General features: G+C 54.8%; 11 protein-coding genes. 3 read left to right on the top strand and 8 right to left on the bottom strand.

From position 1 onward, the window contains the following. Positions 1-15: 15 nt before the first annotated feature. Both putA and AACY98_RS01410 read right to left on the bottom strand, forming a co-directional pair. Positions 16-3831: a trifunctional transcriptional regulator/proline dehydrogenase/L-glutamate gamma-semialdehyde dehydrogenase gene (putA, locus tag AACY98_RS01415; protein ID WP_339800626.1), complete on the bottom strand. Its 3816-nt coding sequence runs from the start codon at positions 3829-3831 to the stop codon at positions 16-18. Positions 3832-3987: 156 nt separating this feature from the next. Beyond that, positions 3988-5046 (bottom strand): ABC transporter ATP-binding protein, encoded by a 1059-nt coding sequence (locus AACY98_RS01410; RefSeq protein WP_339800623.1) that lies wholly within the window; start codon positions 5044-5046, stop codon positions 3988-3990. A gap of 378 nt (positions 5047-5424) precedes the next feature. Here AACY98_RS01410 and AACY98_RS01405 point away from each other — a divergent pair, with 378 nt between their 5' ends. Continuing rightward, on the top strand, positions 5425-6027 hold the full coding sequence (locus AACY98_RS01405; RefSeq protein ID WP_339800620.1) for an HD domain-containing protein: 603 nt from the start codon (positions 5425-5427) through the stop codon (positions 6025-6027). 28 nt (positions 6028-6055) lie between these two features. Here the strand turns inward: AACY98_RS01405 and AACY98_RS01400 are convergent, their stop codons facing one another. Further along, the gene (locus tag AACY98_RS01400; RefSeq protein WP_339800617.1) at positions 6056-6553 is read right to left on the bottom strand and encodes a YbaN family protein; all 498 of its coding nucleotides are present in this window, start codon (positions 6551-6553) and stop codon (positions 6056-6058) included. A gap of 162 nt (positions 6554-6715) precedes the next feature. Here AACY98_RS01400 and AACY98_RS01395 point away from each other — a divergent pair, with 162 nt between their 5' ends. After that, positions 6716-7309, top strand: a complete 594-nt coding sequence (locus AACY98_RS01395; protein ID WP_339800614.1) for a YdcF family protein — start codon at positions 6716-6718, stop codon at positions 7307-7309. A 24-nt stretch (positions 7310-7333) separates the two neighbouring features. Here the strand turns inward: AACY98_RS01395 and AACY98_RS01390 are convergent, their stop codons facing one another. Genes AACY98_RS01390 through sbcB form a run of 5 tightly spaced genes read right to left on the bottom strand, consistent with a single transcriptional unit; the run spans position 7334 to position 13964 of the window. Then, complete coding sequence (locus AACY98_RS01390; RefSeq protein ID WP_339800611.1) at positions 7334-8434, bottom strand: ABC transporter permease; 1101 nt, start codon at positions 8432-8434, stop codon at positions 7334-7336. A gap of 6 nt (positions 8435-8440) precedes the next feature. Further along, positions 8441-9646: an ABC transporter permease gene (locus AACY98_RS01385; RefSeq protein ID WP_423817500.1), complete on the bottom strand. Its 1206-nt coding sequence runs from the start codon at positions 9644-9646 to the stop codon at positions 8441-8443. Beyond that, on the bottom strand, positions 9643-11448 hold the full coding sequence (locus AACY98_RS01380; protein WP_339800608.1) for an ATP-binding cassette domain-containing protein: 1806 nt from the start codon (positions 11446-11448) through the stop codon (positions 9643-9645). The genes AACY98_RS01385 and AACY98_RS01380 overlap by 4 nt, the downstream gene beginning before the upstream one ends. 12 nt (positions 11449-11460) lie before the next feature. Further along, on the bottom strand, positions 11461-12465 hold the full coding sequence (gene hlyD, locus AACY98_RS01375; RefSeq protein ID WP_339800605.1) for a secretion protein HlyD: 1005 nt from the start codon (positions 12463-12465) through the stop codon (positions 11461-11463). Positions 12466-12506: 41 nt separating this feature from the next. After that, positions 12507-13964 carry an exodeoxyribonuclease I gene (gene sbcB, locus AACY98_RS01370; RefSeq protein ID WP_339800602.1) on the bottom strand — a complete coding sequence of 486 codons (1458 nt, stop codon included), beginning with the start codon at positions 13962-13964 and terminating at the stop codon, positions 12507-12509. Between the two features lie 455 nt (positions 13965-14419). Here sbcB and AACY98_RS01365 point away from each other — a divergent pair, with 455 nt between their 5' ends. Beyond that, on the top strand, positions 14420-18739 hold the full coding sequence (locus tag AACY98_RS01365) for an acyl-CoA dehydratase activase-related protein (protein ID WP_339800599.1): 4320 nt from the start codon (positions 14420-14422) through the stop codon (positions 18737-18739). Positions 18740-18785 lie beyond the last annotated feature (46 nt).

Genomic DNA, 18785 nt, shown 5'->3' with positions numbered 1-18785 from the left:
ATAAAAATACCGCTTTTAACCAATCGTCATCAGGCTGGCGTTCCCTCCTGCAGCGGCAGTATTCACGCTGGTGCTGACTTCTTCCAGCAGGCGCTCCAGCGCATACGCTTCACCGGCAGCCAGTGCTTCTGTCGTCAACCCCTGCACGGTCAGGATCGGGCCGGTACGTTCTGCAATGCGCTGATTCAGTACCATCAGCGCATCAGCTTCACCTTCAAACAAAACAGAATCAATCTCGGCAGTGCCTATATCAGACGCCTGAATAAACCGGACCTGTGACTTTTGTTCAGGATGCTCAGCATGCAGCCAGGCACGTACGCGTTCATTATCAACAAACACGGCCTGGCAGCCGGTTTTATGCACTGCGTCCCACTGGGCCTTGGCACCTGTTTCGGTCTGCGCCACACACAGTACTTTACCGCGTGGCTTCAGTTTGTAGGTATTGCTCTCACCGGTGGGGCCCGGCAGCGTCATTACCACCGGCCACTGCGGCTGCGGTTGTGCCCATTGGGGCAGATCTTTGGAAAAAGGCTTCACCAGACGGTGCAGGTACAACGGCCCGCCAGCTTTAGGCCCGGTACCGGACAATCCTTCTCCACCGAAAGGCTGCACACCGACAATCGCTCCAATCACATTGCGATTCACATAGATGTTGCCCACATGGACACAAGAAGTCACATGCTGAATGGTTTCATCAATGCGGGTATGCACGCCAAACGTCAGGCCATAACCTGTCGCGTTGATCTGCTGCAGCACATCATCGAGGTGATCACGCTCATAGCGCATGACATGCAGTACCGGACCAAACACCTCGCGCTTGAGCGCACCAAGGTGATCAATTTCAATCAGTGTCGGCGGTACAAAAGTGCCGTGTTCGCATTGCGGATCGGCTTCCGTCTGGTACACCTTGTAGCCGGCTTCGCGCATGGCCTCAATATGGTCCAGAATGACTTTCTGCGCCCCTTTGTCGATGACCGGGCCGACATCGGTTGAAAGGCGGTCCGGGTTGTTGACCTTCAATTCCTGCATCGCCCCTTTGAGCAGCTTCAGAATACGGTCGGCCACATCGTCCTGAATGCACAGAATACGCAATGCCGAACAACGCTGGCCGGCAGAGTCAAAAGCGGAACCCAGCACGTCATAAACCACCTGCTCAGCCAAAGCGGATGAATCAACAATCATCGCATTCTGGCCGCCGGTTTCCGCAATCAGCGGGATGGTGCGCCCCTGGTCATCCAGCCGCTGTGCCAGTGTCTGGTTCATTCCCTGCGCCACTTCGGTAGAGCCGGTAAACATAATGGCACGGATTTCCGGGCTTGCCACCAATAGCGCACCAATCACAGAACCACGCCCCGGCACCAGTTGCACCACTTCGCTGGGCACACCGGCTTCACGCAGAATTCTGATCACCTGTGCGGCAATCAGTGTGGTCTGATCGGCCGGTTTGGCAATCACCGGATTGCCCGCAGCCAGTGCCGCAGCGACCTGCCCGGTGAAAATCGCCATCGGGAAGTTCCACGGGCTGATACACAGCACCGGCCCCAGCGGCTGCGCTTTATCGGTATTGAGTTCAAGCTCGGCCTGCTCCGCGTAGTAGCGCAGAAAATCAATCGCCTCGCGCACCTCAGCAATGGCATTGGGCAGGCTCTTGCCGGCTTCGCGCACAATCAGCCCCATCAGCGTCTGCATCTGCTCTTCCATCAGGTTGGCCGCACGGCGCAGACAACGGCTACGCTCAATCACCGGCGTGGATTGCCAGATCGGCGTTGCACTGATGGCATGCTGCAAGGCCTGTTTGACCTCTTCTTCAGTGGCCTTGATTGCCTGCCCCACCCGGTCCCGGTGATCCGCCGGGTTCAGCACATCCACCACCCTCGAGCTATCCCATACAAAACCATCGCCACCCAGCATTGGATGCGACTGCCACTGCTGCGCAGCACTGCCCAGCAATGCGGCAGACAGTGAACTCAGGCGGGTTTCGTTACTCAGATCCAGCCCCATGGAATTGACGCGCGCCCCGCTGTCTGCCGGCCCATAAAGCTCACGTGGCAACGGTATTTTGGCGTGCGGCGCCCCCAGTGGGCTGATCTGCTCTGCGACATGAACCGGATCCACAATCAAGTCTTCCACCGGCACGGAACGGTCACCAATCAGGTTCACAAATGATGAATTGGAGCCGTTTTCCAGCAGTCTGCGCACCAGGTAAGGCAGCAGTGTTTCATAACTGCCCACCGGCGCATACAGGCGGCACGGACGGTTCAGCTTGTCCTGCTCCACCGGGCCCACAACCTGCGCATACAGTGATTCACCCATACCGTACAGGCCCTGGAACTCATACTGGCCTTTATAGTAATTGGAACCTGCCAGGTGGTAGATAGACGCCAGTGTGCGCGCATTGTGCGTGGCAAACTGCGGGTACACATGTTGCGGCACTTCCAGCAGCTTGCGTGCGCACGCCAGGTAACAGATATCGGTGTACACCTTGCGCGTATAGACCGGATACCCCTCCAGCCCATCCACCTGGGCGCGTTTAATCTCGCTGTCCCAATAAGCGCCTTTCACCAGGCGAATCATCAGCCGGTGGTGTGTGCGTTTGGCCAGGTCAATCAGATAATCCAGCACATACGGCGCACGCTTCTGGTAGGCCTGCACCACAAAACCAATGCCGTTCCAGCCTGCAAGCTCCGGCGCATTGCACAGCATTTCCAACAGGTCCAGCGAAAGATCCAGCCGGTCTGCCTCTTCAGCATCAATGTTGATACCGATATCGTAACTGCGTGCCAGCAGGGTCAGGTCTTTGACCCGTTGGTAAAGCTCGGTCACCACACGTTCCCGCTGGCCACGGGTATAACGGGGATGCAGCGCAGACAGCTTGATTGAAATGCCGGAACCTTCGTAAATACCTTTACCGGCATTGGCCCGCCCGATGGCATGGATCGACTGCACATACAACGCATGGTAATGCGCGGCATCTTCCGCCGTTGTGGCCGCCTCGCCCAGCATATCGTAAGAATAGGTGAAGCCTTTGGCCTCCATTTTGCGGTTGTTCACAATCGCTTCGGCAATGGTCTGCCCGGTGACAAACTGTTCGCCCATCATGCGCATGGCCATGTTCACGCCCTGGCGAATCAATGGCTCTCCGCCCTTGCTGATGATCTTGGTCAAAGCGCTGGAGAGGCTCTTCTCACTGTTCACCGCCACCAGTTTGCCGGTGAGCATCAGCCCCCAGGTGGCCGCGTTGACAAACACCGACGGAGAACCTTTGGAGTGTGACTTCCAATCCCCCTTGGCAATCTTGTCGCGAATCAAGGCATCACGCGTGGCCTTGTCAGGAATGCGCAGCAGCGCCTCAGCCAGACACATCAGAGCCACCCCTTCCTGGGTGGACAAAGAATACTCCTGAATCAACCCTTCGACAGCACCGGATGACTTTTTATGGCGCAGGGTTTCCGTGAGCTTTTTGGCCAGCGCATGAATCTTTTCTTCCTCAGGCATTTTCGCCTGTTCCAAAAGCGTCATGACACACTCGGACTCATTGCGGCGGTAAGCGGAGGTGATCGCTTCGCGCAATACCGACTGCGACTGCACATCACAGGCAAACTCAAGAAACGGCTGCGGCGTATCCAGATGGTCTTCATGCGCAGCATCTTTGCTGTAACGGCTCAGGCGGTCAATCTCCTCGGGCGACAAACCACTTTCAATCTGCTCCACATAAGCCAGCAACGCACGTTTATGCAGTGCATGGGGAGAACAGTTCATCCGTTGTGCGGCGGTTTTCAAGCGGTCACGCAATGCTTCGTCAACCTTGAGTCCAAGTGTTATATTGCTCATCCTGTTTTCTCAATTTATCATTAGGGGGTTATCAAATACTGTGTTTTCTGCAATAGAAAAACATTGCTGCTTTTCACCACGTCCAACAATCCCATACTGTCTTTTAGCTTTCTCAGTTACAACGCTTTTTTTACCACTCCTTTGTCTTAAAAACTGTTATTGCGCAAACAGCACACCATCACCGGCCTGAAAGCAGGCATACACCGGCATACCCGGCACCATCGGCTCATCCTGTTGAACCTGCTCCGTATTGACAATCTGCACGCAGATATCTTCTCCCTGGTTCAAGCGTACAAACACATCCAGCTGCGAGCCCTGATATACCACCGACTCCACCTTTCCCGGCAAACAGTTTTCATGCTCTGAAGCCTCCCGCTGCAGCACCATCCGCTCCGGCCGCACACCCAGGCTGATTGCATCTTTGACCGGCTGCGTGACCGCAATGCGTGCACCGCCTTGGCACAAAAACTGGTGCGTGCCGTCCATCCTGCCTGCAAAAAAATTCATCTTGCCCAGGAAATCTGCCACAAACAGATTCGCCGGCTGACCATATAAATCTTCCGGCGCTCCTAGCTGCTGTACTTTTCCTTCATGCATGATCGCCACCCGGTCCGCAATTGCCAGAGCCTCTGCCTGATCGTGCGTCACAAAAATAGTGGTCAGCCCCAAACGCTGCTGCAATTCGCGAATTTCCTCGCGAACCTCAAGCCTGAGCTTGGCATCCAGGTTAGACAACGGCTCGTCCAGCAAAAAGACCTTGGGCTCAATCGCCAGAGCACGGGCAATCGCCACCCGCTGTTGCTGCCCCCCGGACAGTTGCCTTGGATAACGGCTTTTCAGGGATACCATGCGCATCATGTCCAAAACACTGTGCACGCGCTTTTCACGCTCGGAAACCGGTACGCCATGCATTTGCAGTCCGAATGCAACGTTTTCCTCCACGGTCATGTGAGGGAACAGTGCATAACGCTGAAACACCATCCCGGTTCCGCGCTTTTGCACCAGTACCTTGGTGACATCAACGCCGCCAATGAATATCTGCCCCTGCGTAGGCTCGGTAAAACCGGCAATCAAACGCAAAACGGTGGTTTTGCCGCAGCCACTCGGGCCCAGCAGCGTCAACAACTCGCCTTCCCGCACATCCAGATATAAATCCGAAATGGTGACGGTATCACCGAACTGCTTCTTAATACCTTGAAGTGATACTTTCGCCATCTTGATACTCCGCCGCCCACTATGATTTTGAAAGGACCATATGTACTTCCGGCGATCTGCCTGTCAAACGGCAGGTCAGCCCATCCTGTTCAGCGCATATGACAGAGGAAACCTCTGCGCCAAAATCATCCGCAGGATTCCTGTAAAATTTCCACAACATGCACACTTTATGTGAAAGTGCCTACTCTCTCAATAAGGGTAAACCCTTTGGGTTAACCTTATGTTTTATAAAAGAAAAAATGGTTAACCTGATTTTTTCAATTGGTTTTTTACCCCTGTGATAACTCCACAAAGAATGCAAACCTCCCATTCCAAACATGGTTAACCGCATACACAAAATCCGCTCAAATAACTCCTGACCTGTTAAACCCACTATTTATGAACAACCCAACCTTGCGCAATTCATTGGAATTTATCAAGCGCGCAGAAAACCTCAAAAATACATTGCGCTGTGCCTTTACATCCCAGGGACGAACTGAAAGTGTGGCTGAACACACCTGGCGTCTGTGTCTGATGACCATGCTGTTTGCAGACGAATTCAAAGATGCCGATCTCCTGAAAATGCTCAAAATGTGCGTGATTCATGATCTGGGAGAAGCCATTCACGGTGATATTCCTGCAACCGCACAAGATACACAGAACAGCAAATCCTTTCAGGAACGCAACGACCTGCAAACATTGATGGACGGGTTGTCTGAACCGCAGCAACAGGAACTGCTGGCGTTGTGGGATGAATATGAACATGCCTCCTCACATGAAGCACGGCTGGTCAAAGGCTTGGATAAGCTCGAAACGCTGATTCAGCACAACCAGGGGCAGTACTCGCCAAGTATTGATTACAACTTCAACCTATCCTACGGACAGAAATACATGGATGCGCACCCTTTGCTGAGTGCCTTGCGCCATCTGGTGAATCAGGAAACCGCCGTCCACGCACAACAGCAAAAACAGCCAGACCTGCCAAACGACACGACTGTTTGACACACGTTTGATACACAGGCAGCATCTGTTACGGCTTGTCGTCCGTATGGTTTCCCTGCACGGCAGCGGCATCGCCTGCTGACACAACGGAATCCGGCTCAGGCCTGCTCCACAGCCAGGTCAGCACACACGCCATGATGACACAGGGAATCAGGGCGATCCAGATGTTGGAGACAAATATAAAAATAATCACACCGCAGATCAGCATGGTGATGGCGGCAGTCCATTTGGCCTTGCGGCTGACTGTGCGGCCATGGTGCCAGTTGTAGAGAATCGGCCCGAACAGGCGGTGCCGGTACAGCCAGCGCAGCAATTCGGGTGAACTGCGTGCAGCCGCCCAGGCAGCCAGCAATACAAATACCGTTGTCGGCATACCAGGCAGAATCACGCCGATACCAGCCAGCACCAGAAACAGCACCGCCAACCCGCGAAACAGCCACCGCACCAGCGGCGGTGTTGCCCGGATTTTGTCCTCCCAGCCTTTTGGTGGCTCCAGAGGAGATGGCTGTTGTTCTTCTGTTGTCATGGCAATCCCATTATGCCTTTTTCAAAAAAAGTTTTCTTCCGTTCTATTCTTCCCTGCATATCGCATGGGGCCGTCGTATATTCACTGCCCGTGACACCAAAGGCCATTAAAATAAGTGCCTGAGATTACGATCATTGCAACAACCCCGTCCATTTATCTGCCATGGCTTGTTTTGTACGTATGCGTGCCCGCTGGGTAAAATTTAGCCTCTGTTTTATCCTGCTTGCAGGACTGTGGTTCATTGTCCATACCGGCTACAGCATTTATGTCGGCACCCGCCAGCCCACCCACCCGGCTGATGCCGCAGTGATTTTAGGCAGCAAAGTCAATGTCGACGGTACCCTGTCCGAGCGCCTGGAACAACGGCTTGCCGCCGGTTACGAGCTGTACCAGCGTGGCCTGGTTGAATACCTTGTAGTGAGCGGCGGACTGGGCAAAGAAGGGCATTACGAGGGCAACAAAATGCGCGACTACCTGCTTGCGCAAGGCGTCCCTGCAGACAAAATCATTGTCGACAACCTCGGCAACAACACGCTGGCAACCGCTCAGAACCTCAAAACACTGCAATCCCAGTACCACTTTTCCAGCGTGATTGTCGTGTCACAGTATTTTCATGTTCTGCGCAGTGCCATGCTGGTCAGGCGCGCAGGCTTTGCCGATGTGCAGGGCTACAGTCCCAACTATGTCGAATGGCGCGATATCTATTCTGTTCCGCGTGAATTCATTGCGTTTTATGCCGACTGGCTTTTACACTGAACACCCACCGGAAACCGGTGGCTGTCAGGTTGCCGTTTTACGGTAAAACAGCGCATACGCCGCGCTCAGCGTTACGCCGGAAATCAGCACCATCGGCCACAGCAGCGGCCAGACCTGTGCAAAAGTAAAGTACTTCAAAAAAATACCTTGAGATGCCTGAATGAAATACGTCAGAGGATTGCACTGGCTGATGGCGTACAAAATCGGCGGCATGTTATCAGTAGGCGCAAAAAAACCGGATAGGGTAATAGATGGCACCATGAAACAGAACACCCCCAGAAACGCCTGCTGCTGCGTGGCACAAAATGACGAAATAAACAGCCCGACTCCGACCAGTGCCAGCGCATAACAAAACATGGCCAGCACCAGCAACAGCCAGTTGCCGGTCATAGGCACCTGGTAAAAAACCACGGCACACAATGCACCGACAAGCCCCTGCCCCATGCCCACCAGAATACCGGGGATGATTTTGCCCATCATGATGTAGCCGGTGGTCAACGGTGTGACCAGTAACTGGTCAAACGTGCCTTCTTCCCGCTCGCGCGCCAGCGACAGTGCCGTCACAATCAACGCCCCCACCGTAGACAGAATCGCCACCAGGCTGGAGAGTACAAACCACTGGTATTCCAGGTTCGGGTTGTAGGCGTAACGCACCGCCAGTGTAGCCAGCGGTTTTTGCGGCGAAACCTCCTGCGCATAACTCTGCACAATATCCTGCGCATAGCTGAAAGCAATCTGCGCGCTGTTGGATCGTCTGCCGTCAATCAGCGCCTGTATCTGCGCTGGCTGACCGGTTGCAATCTTGCGCGAAAAATCCTGCGGAAACCTGATCACCAGTGCCACCTGCTGGGTGTCAATAGCCTGTTGCAGCGTGGTTTCGTCATAAATCATCAGCACTTTGGGAAAAGCGCTGGCCGCACTCAGCCGCTGAATCAGCTCCACCGATGCGGCGCCACGGTCTTCGTTATAAATGCCCAGTGTGCTGTTTTTCACTTCCAGCGTCATTGCAAACGGAAATACCAGCAACTGCATCAGCACCGGCATGATCAGTAACTGGCGGCTTTGCGGGCTGCGCCACAGTTGCTGCAGTTCTTTAATGACCAAAATCCAGATACGTGCCCACATGATTTGTCACCTGTCCAGCCGTCGCCGCATTTTGAGCGCCGTCAGCCCAAGCCAGAAAATGGCAGAGAACACCAAAAACAAGGTATTGAGCCCAATGACGGCCCAGATTTCACCGGCCTGAAATACTGTTTGCAGGATGGAAACAAAATACCGCGCCGGAATGATGTAGGTGATCCATTGCACCACCTGCGGCATGCTGGCAATTTCAAACATAAAGCCCGAAAGCATCACCGCCGGCAAAAAAGCCGCATTCAGCGCCGCCTGAGCCGCGTTGAACTGCTCACGAGTAATGGCCGATATCAGCAACCCCATGCCGAGCGCGCTGCCCAGAAAAAGGCTGCCCGTCACGCACAATACCAGTAAAGAGCCCTGTAGCGGCACATTCATCAGGCCTGTGGCCATGGCAATACAGATCAGCATCGCCAGCATTCCCAGCAGGTAATAGGGAATCACTTTGGAGAGCAGCAGTTCCAGCTTGGTCACCGGCGTGGCCAGCAGCGCCTCCATCGTGCCACGCTCCCATTCACGGGCAATCACCATCGATGTCAGCAGTGTGCCAATGATGGTCATGATGACCGATATGGCTCCCGGAATCAGGAAATTGTGGCTATCCGTGGTCGGGTTAAACCAGTAACGCACCACCGGATCAATGCTGACGGCCAGTTTTTCTCCGGCATCCTGTAACGTCGCCTGCTGCCAGGTCAGCCAGGCCCCCTGCGCATAACTGACAACAAAGTTCGCCGTATTGGGCTGCGAACCATCGGCCAGTACCTGAATCACCGCCTGCCCCGGTCCTTGCGCCAATCCTTGCTCCACTTTTTCAGAGAAATCGGCAGGCACCACCAGCATCCCGTAAACCTTGCCCTCGTCCATCATCGCCTGCATCTGCACGCGCGAGTATCCTACGGTAGCTTCCATATAAGGCGATGCCGCCACCGCAGCCACAAACCGCTGTGCATGCATGCCGTTATCTTCAACCACCACACCCACGCGCAGCCGGTTGGAATCCAGACTGATGCCAAAACCAAAAATCACTATCAGCATAATCGGCAGAACCACCGCAATGGCAATGCTGCTGGGGTCGCGCACAATCTGCAGCATCTCTTTCCAGCACAGTGCCCTGAGCCTGCGCCATGAAAAATGATCATGACGATTCTGCGCTGTGGGCGGCGCTTTTTCATCAGCGGAAGAAGGCATACCGTGATCGCTCATGCCGCCTGCTCCTGCTGGTTTGCCGCATTCTGCTGCTCTTTACGTATGATCAGGTCAACAAACGCATCTTCCATCGTCGGGTCAGGCAAATCCGCTGAGGCAATCTGGCGTTTGAGCTCATCGGTCGGGCCAATGGCAATTGCCTGACCCTGGTAAATCAGCGCAATCCGGTCGCAGTATTCGGCTTCATCCATGAAGTGCGTGGTTACCAGCACCGTTACGCCCTTGTCCACCAGCCCGTTGATATGGCCCCAGAACTCACGGCGTGTTACCGGGTCGACACCGGAAGTGGGCTCATCCAGAAAAAGCAGTTGCGGTTCATGCATCAAAGCACACGCCAGCGCCAGCCGCTGTTTAAAACCCAATGGCAGATCACCGGTTTTAGCGTGCAAATAGTTTTTCAGGGCAAAACAACTGACCATTTCCGCCATGCGCTCCTGCCGCTCGGCGCCCCGCAGGCCATAAATGCCCGAGAAAAAAGCCAGGTTCTGCTGCACGCTCAGGTTGCTGTACAAAGAGAATTTCTGCGCCATATAACCCAGCCGCTGTCGTGCCTGCGCCGCGCTTTTGCGCAGGTCCACCCCCATTACCCTGGCCTGCCCTTCGCTGATAGGCAGCAGCCCGCAGAGCATTTTAAAGGTGGTTGATTTGCCCGCCCCATTTGGGCCGATCAACCCAAAAATCTCTCCTTTGCGCACCTTGAACGTGACATGGTCGGTCGCCACAAAACTGCCAAACCGGCGTGTCAGGTTGTTCACTTCAATGACTGCATCGGGGTCGACATTGGCAGGCAGCTCCACCTGCGGCATGTGCTGGGCCAGCACCGAGACTTCATGCGGCCCGCCGCCCAGCATGTCAATGAACGCATCTTCCAGCCGTGGCGTCACTTCCTGTATAACCGCATGCTCACCGGCCTGAATTTCCTGCAGGTCAGGCTGCTGATGCTGTTTTTTCATTACCAGGCGAACACTGGAGCCCTGAATCACACCATCAACCACATCGGGCAGCAGTAACGCACGCTGCAATACATGGCGGCGGTTGCCATCGATTTTCTGCACCTGTATGCAACGGCCCTGCATGGTCGCCACAACGTCTTTGGGCGGCCCGTTGAACATAACCTTGCCGAGGTTCATCAGGCACAGGTCGTCACACAGTTCCGCCTCATCCAGATAGGCGGTAGCCCATACCACTGCCATGCCCTGGCTAGCCAGGTCGCTCACCATTTTCCACAGCTCTCGCCGGGAAATCGGGTCCACCCCAACGCCAGGCTCATCCAGCAGCAGCACCTGTGGCCGGCCCAGCAGGGTGCAGGCCAGCCCGAGCTTTTGCTTCATGCCACCAGAGAGCTTGCCTGCCATGCGGGTGGTAAAGCGTTTGAGGTCGGTCATTGTCAGCAGCCGCTCAAACTGCTCATCCCGCGCGGCACCTGTGACATTGCGCAAATCGGCATACAGGCGCAGGTTCTCAATGACGCTCAGGTCTTCATACAAACCGAACTTCTGCGGCATATAACCAACGCGCCAGTGCAGGTCATTCATCTGCTTAACCGGGTCCACCCCAGCCACCTGCAATTTGCCTTCAGTTGCCACCAGCAACCCGGCCATGATGCGCATCAGCGTACTTTTACCGGCACCATCGGGGCCGGCCAGCCCGGTGATCACACCAGCGCGTATGCGCAGATTGATATCATGCAGCGCATCTTCCAGCTTGAGGTCAAAGCTGTGCCTGAGCCCCTCAATCACAATGGCATCCGACGGCCCCGGCTGATTGACAGGCTGGGCTAGCTGGGCAGAGGGCTGCATGTTTCCTGCCATTTAAGATGATGCATCGGCCGCCAATTTCACCGTTACCGGCATCCCCTGGCGCAAACCTTGATCAGGGTTGCGCACCACCACACGGATGCGGTATACCAGGCCGGTACGCAAATCCTGCGTCTGCACCTGTTTGGGTGTGAATTCAGCGGTAGGTGAAACAAAACCGATCACGCCCTCATAGGTCTTACCATCCGAGCTATCGGTATAAATCACCACGGCAGTTCCCGGCGCTACGCGCCCCAGGTCAGGCTCTTCCACATAAGCGCGCACCCACACCGGGTCATTGAGCGACAGGGTGAACGCCGTGGTGCCTGCCGATACCATCGAACCCACCTCCACCGCGCGGGTAATGATCACACCGGTAGAAGGCGCGGTTAACTGCGCGTCTTCTAGCTGCAACCGGGCTGTTGCCACGGCCGCACGGGCCTGCTCGGCCTGAGCACGGGCCTGCTCCACCTCTTCCACTCTGTAGCCGCGGCTCAGCGCCTCATAATTCTGCCGTGCGGCTTCCACCTGCCCGGCCGCCTGATCGCGTGCAGCACGCGCATCATCCAGTGTGCTGGCCGGAATCGCCCCGGTACCCGCCAATTGCTGTTGGCGTGCAAGCATTTTCTGCGCGTTCACCAGTTGTGCCTGCTGGGTTTGTAGCTGTGCACGGGCCTGGGCAATATCTTCCTGGCGGTAACCGGCAGTCATCAGCGCCAGATTGGCTTCAGCCGCGGTCAGGTTGGCCTGTGCCTGGTCCAATGCGTTTTGCAGTGGTTCTGCGTCAATCACCGCCAGCAACTGCCCGGGCTGGCCAATCACGTCGCCCTCATCCACCAGCACTTCCTTGACACGGCCGCCCACCCGGAATGCCAGATTCGCCTGGCGTATATCCACATTGCCGCTGAGCACCAGCGTGGCATGGCGTGGCGATATGTCATTGCGGTAAACATACACCAACACCGCCACAACCACCAGTGCGGCAACCAGCCCGATAATCACACCCCGATATTTACGCATCTGATCTCTTCCTGCGTTTTAAATCCCACGGCACTGCCTGTTCATTCTTCTTCAACCAGTGAATGCACATAATCATAAACCGCTTCCAAAACCTGCATATCGCGCATGGCCTGTTCATCTTCCCGCTCTTCACGCTCCATGCTCAGCGCATCAATCTGATCCTGTACCTGTGCAATGGTACGGCTTGCGCCTGCACCGTTCAGCAGCCGATCCATACAGTGCTGATGCCAACCCTGTTTTTCCTCTGCTGACAATGTCTCAGGGTAATTGCGGGCGCGGTAACGCCATACCAGTTCCATCAGCCGCTCATCGTCAAACCCCAGACGTTCAGCCGCCAGTTCCTGCGGCGTCATCTGCCTGATGCGTTGCAGGCGGCGCCGGTCTTCATCGCCCAGAAAGCCGCCATACAAATCACCATCCACATCAGGCTGCGGCATTGAAGCATCGCGTGCATACACTTCTGCCCAGATCGCGCTCATATCAGGCAGTTGCTGCGCTTTAAGCGCATGGGCCATCGCCTGCGCCACATCAATTCCCCAGCGTTCTGCCATTTGCGGGCTGAGCGTTTTCAGGTGGCTGATCACTATGGGTGATTTATTTAGGTGCACGCCTTTGATCGGCAGGCGTGTCACCCCTTCAGGCAGATCATCCGTCCGGGTAAACAAACGAGCACGAATTTCCTCGCTGTTCAGTCCCACCAGTTCAGAAGGGTCGGCACTCAAATCCCACGCCAGCAATTCATTGCGGTTGACCGGGTGCGTGGCCAGTGGCCACATGATCGCCATGCAACCGCGCTCAGGCGAAAACATGCCTGAAATATGCAGAAAAGGCCGGGCGCTGTCCTGCGTTACCGGCAGGCGCAACTCCTGCGCCACACGGTCTTTACGCCGCAAGGCCAGGCAGAAATCAAACAGTTTAGGCTGCTTTTCACGCACCAGCCGTGCCAGCGCAATGGTGGCCCGCACATCCGACAAGGCGTCGTGCGCACTTTCATGCGACAAGCCATTGGCAGCGCTTAAATGCTCCAGCTTGAAGCTGGTCATGCCATCTGCATTGACCGGCCATTCAATGCCATCAGGCCGCAAGGCATAGGCGGTGCGCACCACATCCAGCAGATCCCAACGCCCACAACCATTCTGCCATTCCCGCGCATAAGGGTCGATCAGGTTGCGCCAGAACATGAAGCGCGTCACCTCGTCATCAAACCGGATGGTGTTATAGCCCACTCCGATGGTGCCGGATGCCGCCAGTTCTTTTTCAATACGCGCTGCAAACTGGTATTCAGGCAGGCCATGTGCCAGGCAATACTGCGGCGTGATGCCGGTGATCAGGCACGACACCGGGTCCGGCAGATAATCCGGCGCAGGCCGGCAGTACAGCATAAGCGGCTCGCCAATTTCGTTGAGCTGCTCATCGGTACGGATGGCGGCAAACTGTGCCGGCCTATCCTGCCTGGGATTGATACCGAAGGTTTCATAATCGTGCCATAAAAAAGTCATTATCTATTTGCCTTGTCAATCTGATATCTGAATTCTCAAAGAGCTTCTATCCAAAACAGCCATTCAAGCCCGCCCCGTCACCATACGGATTATCCGTCACTCAGGCATTGCCCCTGTTTAAATGCCTCTGTCAGCCATCACGCCCAAGGTTATTCGGCCAGAAATATCTCCAATGGATACTCTGAGTATATTAATCAGATACTTTTCAGAAATAGGCTTCCAGAATTCCCACCCAAAATGACAATGCATTCACCAGGGCGTGTTAACCCCTCTCAGAAAGGAAATGCTTGATGTACACCACTGAACATGCCAGATTCACAATGCCTGCGAAACCAGGTTACAAAAAAGCAACCCTTGTTGCAGAAAAATCGCATCCGTAAAACCCCTATACCGTATCGGTTCTTTTTCACCCCACTTTTTCATAGAATAACTTCATTATCAAGGTAAAACAGGTCATGTCATTTCAAGATACTTTCCCCTCTGCGCTAACACACCCCCTGCGTATCGGTGTTGATATTGGTTCAACCACGGTCAAAGTGGTTGTGATCGATTCGGGCTGCCATATCCTTTACAAGACCTATACCCGCCACCTCTCCGAAGTAAGGGCAACCGTTCTGCGCTGTATTCAGGAACTGCACCATGCCCAGATCATCTCGGCACTGGAGCCTGTGGCGCTGGTCATCACAGGTTCCGGGGGGATGGATATTGCCCAGATGGTCGGCTGCCAATTCACCCAGGAAGTCATTGCCTGCGCCAAAGCGGTAGAAACATTGATTCCCCAGACCGATGTCTGCATTGAGCTTGGCGGTGAGGATGCCAAAATCACCTTTTTCACCAACGGCATTGAACAACGCATGAACGGCTCGTGCGCCGGCGGTACAGGCGCCTTCATTGACCAGATGGCCAGCCTTCTGCAGACAGACGCCACCGGCCTGAATGAACTGGCCCAAAAAGCCAAAAACCTCTATCCGATTGCCGCGCGCTGTGGCGTTTTTGCCAAAACCGACGTGCAACCCCTGCTTAATGAGGGCGTTGCCAAAGAAGACATTGCCCTGTCCATTTTCCAGGCGGTGGCACACCAGAGCATCAGCGGCCTGGCCTGCGGGCGCAAGATCAGAGGCAAAGTGGCATTCCTCGGCGGCCCGCTGAACTTTTTGCCGGAACTGCAAAAACGTTTTGTACAAACCCTGCAACTGCAACCTGAAGATATTGTCAAACCGGACAACAGCGAACTGTTCGTCGCCTTAGGCGCTGCTCTGCATGGCAAACCGGAAGCCGCCGTTTCATTCCAGGAAATGCTGGCCAGCTTTGAAAAAATGCGTGCACAGCAGCAAAACGACCTGCGCACACTGCGTCCCCTGTTTCTCGATGAACAGGAACGCCAGGATTTCACGGCACGCCATAGCGATGCATGTGCCAAACGCGCTGATCTGTCCACTTACAGCGGCAATGCCTTTTTGGGTATCGACTGCGGCTCCACCACCACCAAGGCTGCACTGATCGGCGAGAACCACGAGCTGCTTTACAGTTACTACGGCAGCAATGAAGGCGAACCGCTTAAAGTGGTTGCAGCCATTCTGGAAAAAATATACGCTTCGCTGCCCCCCACTGCCACCATTGCGGCCTCATCCGTCACAGGCTACGGCGAGGCGCTGATCAAAGAGGCCTACAAGCTCGATTTTTCCGAGGTGGAAACCATTGCCCACTACAAAGCGGCCAACCACTTTTTGCCTGGAGTGGACTTTATTCTGGATATCGGCGGGCAGGACATGAAGTGCCTGCGGGTGAAGGATGGCGTCATTGACAACATCCTGCTCAATGAGGCCTGCTCCTCGGGCTGCGGTTCGTTTCTGGAAACCTTTGCCAAATCGGCGCAGATGCCGATTATCGACTTTGCGCAGGCAGCGCTGACATCACAGGCTCCTGCTGATCTGGGCTCGCGCTGTACCGTGTTCATGAATTCCAGCGTGAAGCAGGCGCAGAAAGAAGGCGCCAGCGTGGCCGATATTTCGGCCGGCCTGTCTTATGCCGTGATCAAAAACGCGCTGATCAAAGTCATCAAAATCAAAGGCCCGCAAGACCTGGGGCAAAAAGTCATCGTCCAGGGTGGCACGTTTTACAACGATGCAGTGCTGCGCGCCTTTGAACTGGTTTCGGAACGCCACGCCGTGCGCCCCGATATTGCCGGGCTGATGGGGGCTTTTGGATCGGCCATAATTGCCAAAGAACGCTGGCAGGGTGCCGAAGAAAGCACCATGCTGAGCCTGCAGGCCATCAACGAACTTTCGGTCAAACATGCCATGGTGCGCTGTAAAGTATGCGAAAACACCTGTGCCATGACCGTCAACCGTTTTTCCGACGGGCGTAAGTTCATCACTGGCAACCGGTGTGAACGCGGCCTGGGCAGCAAGCATGCCAGCAGCGGAAATCTGCCGGATTTGTATGCGTACAAGTATGAGCGGGTGTTCAATTACACACAGCTGGAACAACCCACACGCGGCACCATCGGCATTCCGCGCGTACTCAATATGTACGAGAACTATCCGCTGTGGTTCACATTCCTGACCGAGCTCGGATTCCGGGTTGTACTGTCATCGCCCTCTTCCAAGTCACTGATGGAACAGGGGCTCGATACCCTGCCATCAGACTCCATGTGTTATCCGGCCAAGCTCGCCAACGGGCATATTGTGGATCTGGTCAACCAGGGAGTTCCAACCATTTTCTATCCGTGTGTTCCTTACGAATTCAAAGAGTTTACCGACAGCCACAATAACTTTAACTGCCCGATTGTGACGTCCTACCCGGAGCTGATCCGCAACAACATCGACCTGCTGAAAGAAAAGAACATCCACTTCATCCAGCCGTTCCTGTCGCTGGAAAACAAAGACAAGCTCGCCAAACGCCTGGTGGATATTTTTAAGCCCATGGGCATTACCGGCAAAGAAATCAAGCAGGCCCTGTCTGCTGCCTGGGCTGAACAGGAAAACTACCGCCAGGACGTGCAGCAAAAAGGCGAAGAGGCCCTGGCCTATCTGGAACAAAACGGCATCCATGGCATTGTGCTCTCAGGCCGCCCCTACCATATGGACCCCGAAATTCACCACGGCATTCCGCAGGTCATCACAGGCCTGGGCATGGCGGTGCTCTCGGACGATTCCATTGCCCACCTGTCCAAGGAAATGGACACCCCGTTACGGGTGATCGACCAATGGACTTACCATGGCCGCGTCTACCGGGCCGCCAGCCAGGTTGCCAAAGCGAAAAACCTGGATTTTATCCAACTGAACTCGTTTGGCTGCGGGCTGGATTCGGTCGTGACCGAGCAGGCTCAGGAAATGCTGGAGCCGGCAGGCAAAATCTACACCGCCATTAAAATTGACGAGGTCAATAACCTGGGGGCAGCGCGTATCCGCATCCGCTCGCTGAAAGCTGCACTGAATGAGCGCCAGGTCAAAGACCTGCCGGAACAGCCCATCCGCTTCTTCCCGTCCAAATACAAGCGCAACACCTTCACCAAAGAAATGAAGGAAGGCTACACCATCATTGCGCCGCAAATGTCGCCGATACACTTTCAGTTCTTTGACAACGCGGCCAAAGCCTGTGGTTACAACCTGAAAATTCTGCAGGATGTTCCGGCAACTGCCATTGATACCGGGCTGCGCTTTGTCAATAACGACGCCTGTTACCCCGCCATCATTGTGATCGGGCAGCTCCTTGAAGCACTCAATTCAGGCGAGTTTGACACGTCCAAAACAGCGGTCATGATCTCGCAGACCGGCGGCGGCTGCCGGGCCACCAACTACATCAGCTTTCTGCGCAAAGCGCTGTATGATGCAGGGTATCCCGATATTCCGGTGCTCTCGCTCAATGCGCTGGGCATGGAAAAGCACGAGGGATTTAAACTCTCACTGCCCATGCTCAACCGCATGATGATGTCTGCCGCCTATGGCGATACCCTGATACAGGTACTGTTCAGAACCCGTCCTTACGAAAAAATACCCGGCTCGGCCAATGCTCTTTATTACAAATGGGTTGAGCGGTGCAAAGAAGCCATATTCAAAGCCGATTTCAAGACATTCAAACAAAACATCCATGGCATTGTGCAGGATTTTGACAAGCTGGAACTGCTGGAACATGTCCGCAAGCCCCGCATCGGGCTGGTGGGTGAAATTCTGGTGAAATTTCACCCCACGGCCAACAACGACCTGGTCAACATCATTGAACAGGAAGGCTGCGAAGCCGTCATGCCGGGCATCATGGACTTCTTGCTGTACTGCGCTTACGACTACGACTATAAGCACCAGTACCTCTCCAAGAGCAGGCTGGCAGCACTGGCCGGGAACCTGGCTGTCAAGGCTATGGAGTTCTACCGCAAGGATATGCGCAAGGCACTGGCACAAAGCAAACGCTTTACCCCGCCCCACACCATTGATGAGCTGGCATTTGGCGCCGCACCCATACTTTCACGCGGCAACCAGACCGGTGAAGGCTGGTTTCTGACTGCCGAAATGGTCAGCCTGATTGAAGAAGGTGTGGATGACATCATCTGCATGCAGCCTTTTGCCTGCATGCCCAACCATGTCACCGGCAAGGGGGTGCTTAAAGCACTGAAAGAACGTTACCCGCAGGCCAACCTGACGCCGGTGGACTACGACCCCGGCGCTTCGGAAGTCAATCAGCTCAACCGCATTAAACTGATGCTGTCTGTTGCTTTCCAGAAAATGGAGAAAGGCCAAACAAAACATGCATTCCATGAATGCGAGGAAATCTCCTGATTGATCTATGTCATTACTACCCCATTAAACACATGTACACCAATTG

The sequence above is a fragment of the Saezia sanguinis genome, from assembly GCF_963921665.1.
Lineage (GTDB): Bacteria > Pseudomonadota > Gammaproteobacteria > Burkholderiales > Burkholderiaceae_C > Saezia > Saezia sanguinis.
The sequence above is the reverse complement of the archived record's forward strand: the minus strand, read 5'-3'. Positions and strand labels throughout refer to the sequence as shown.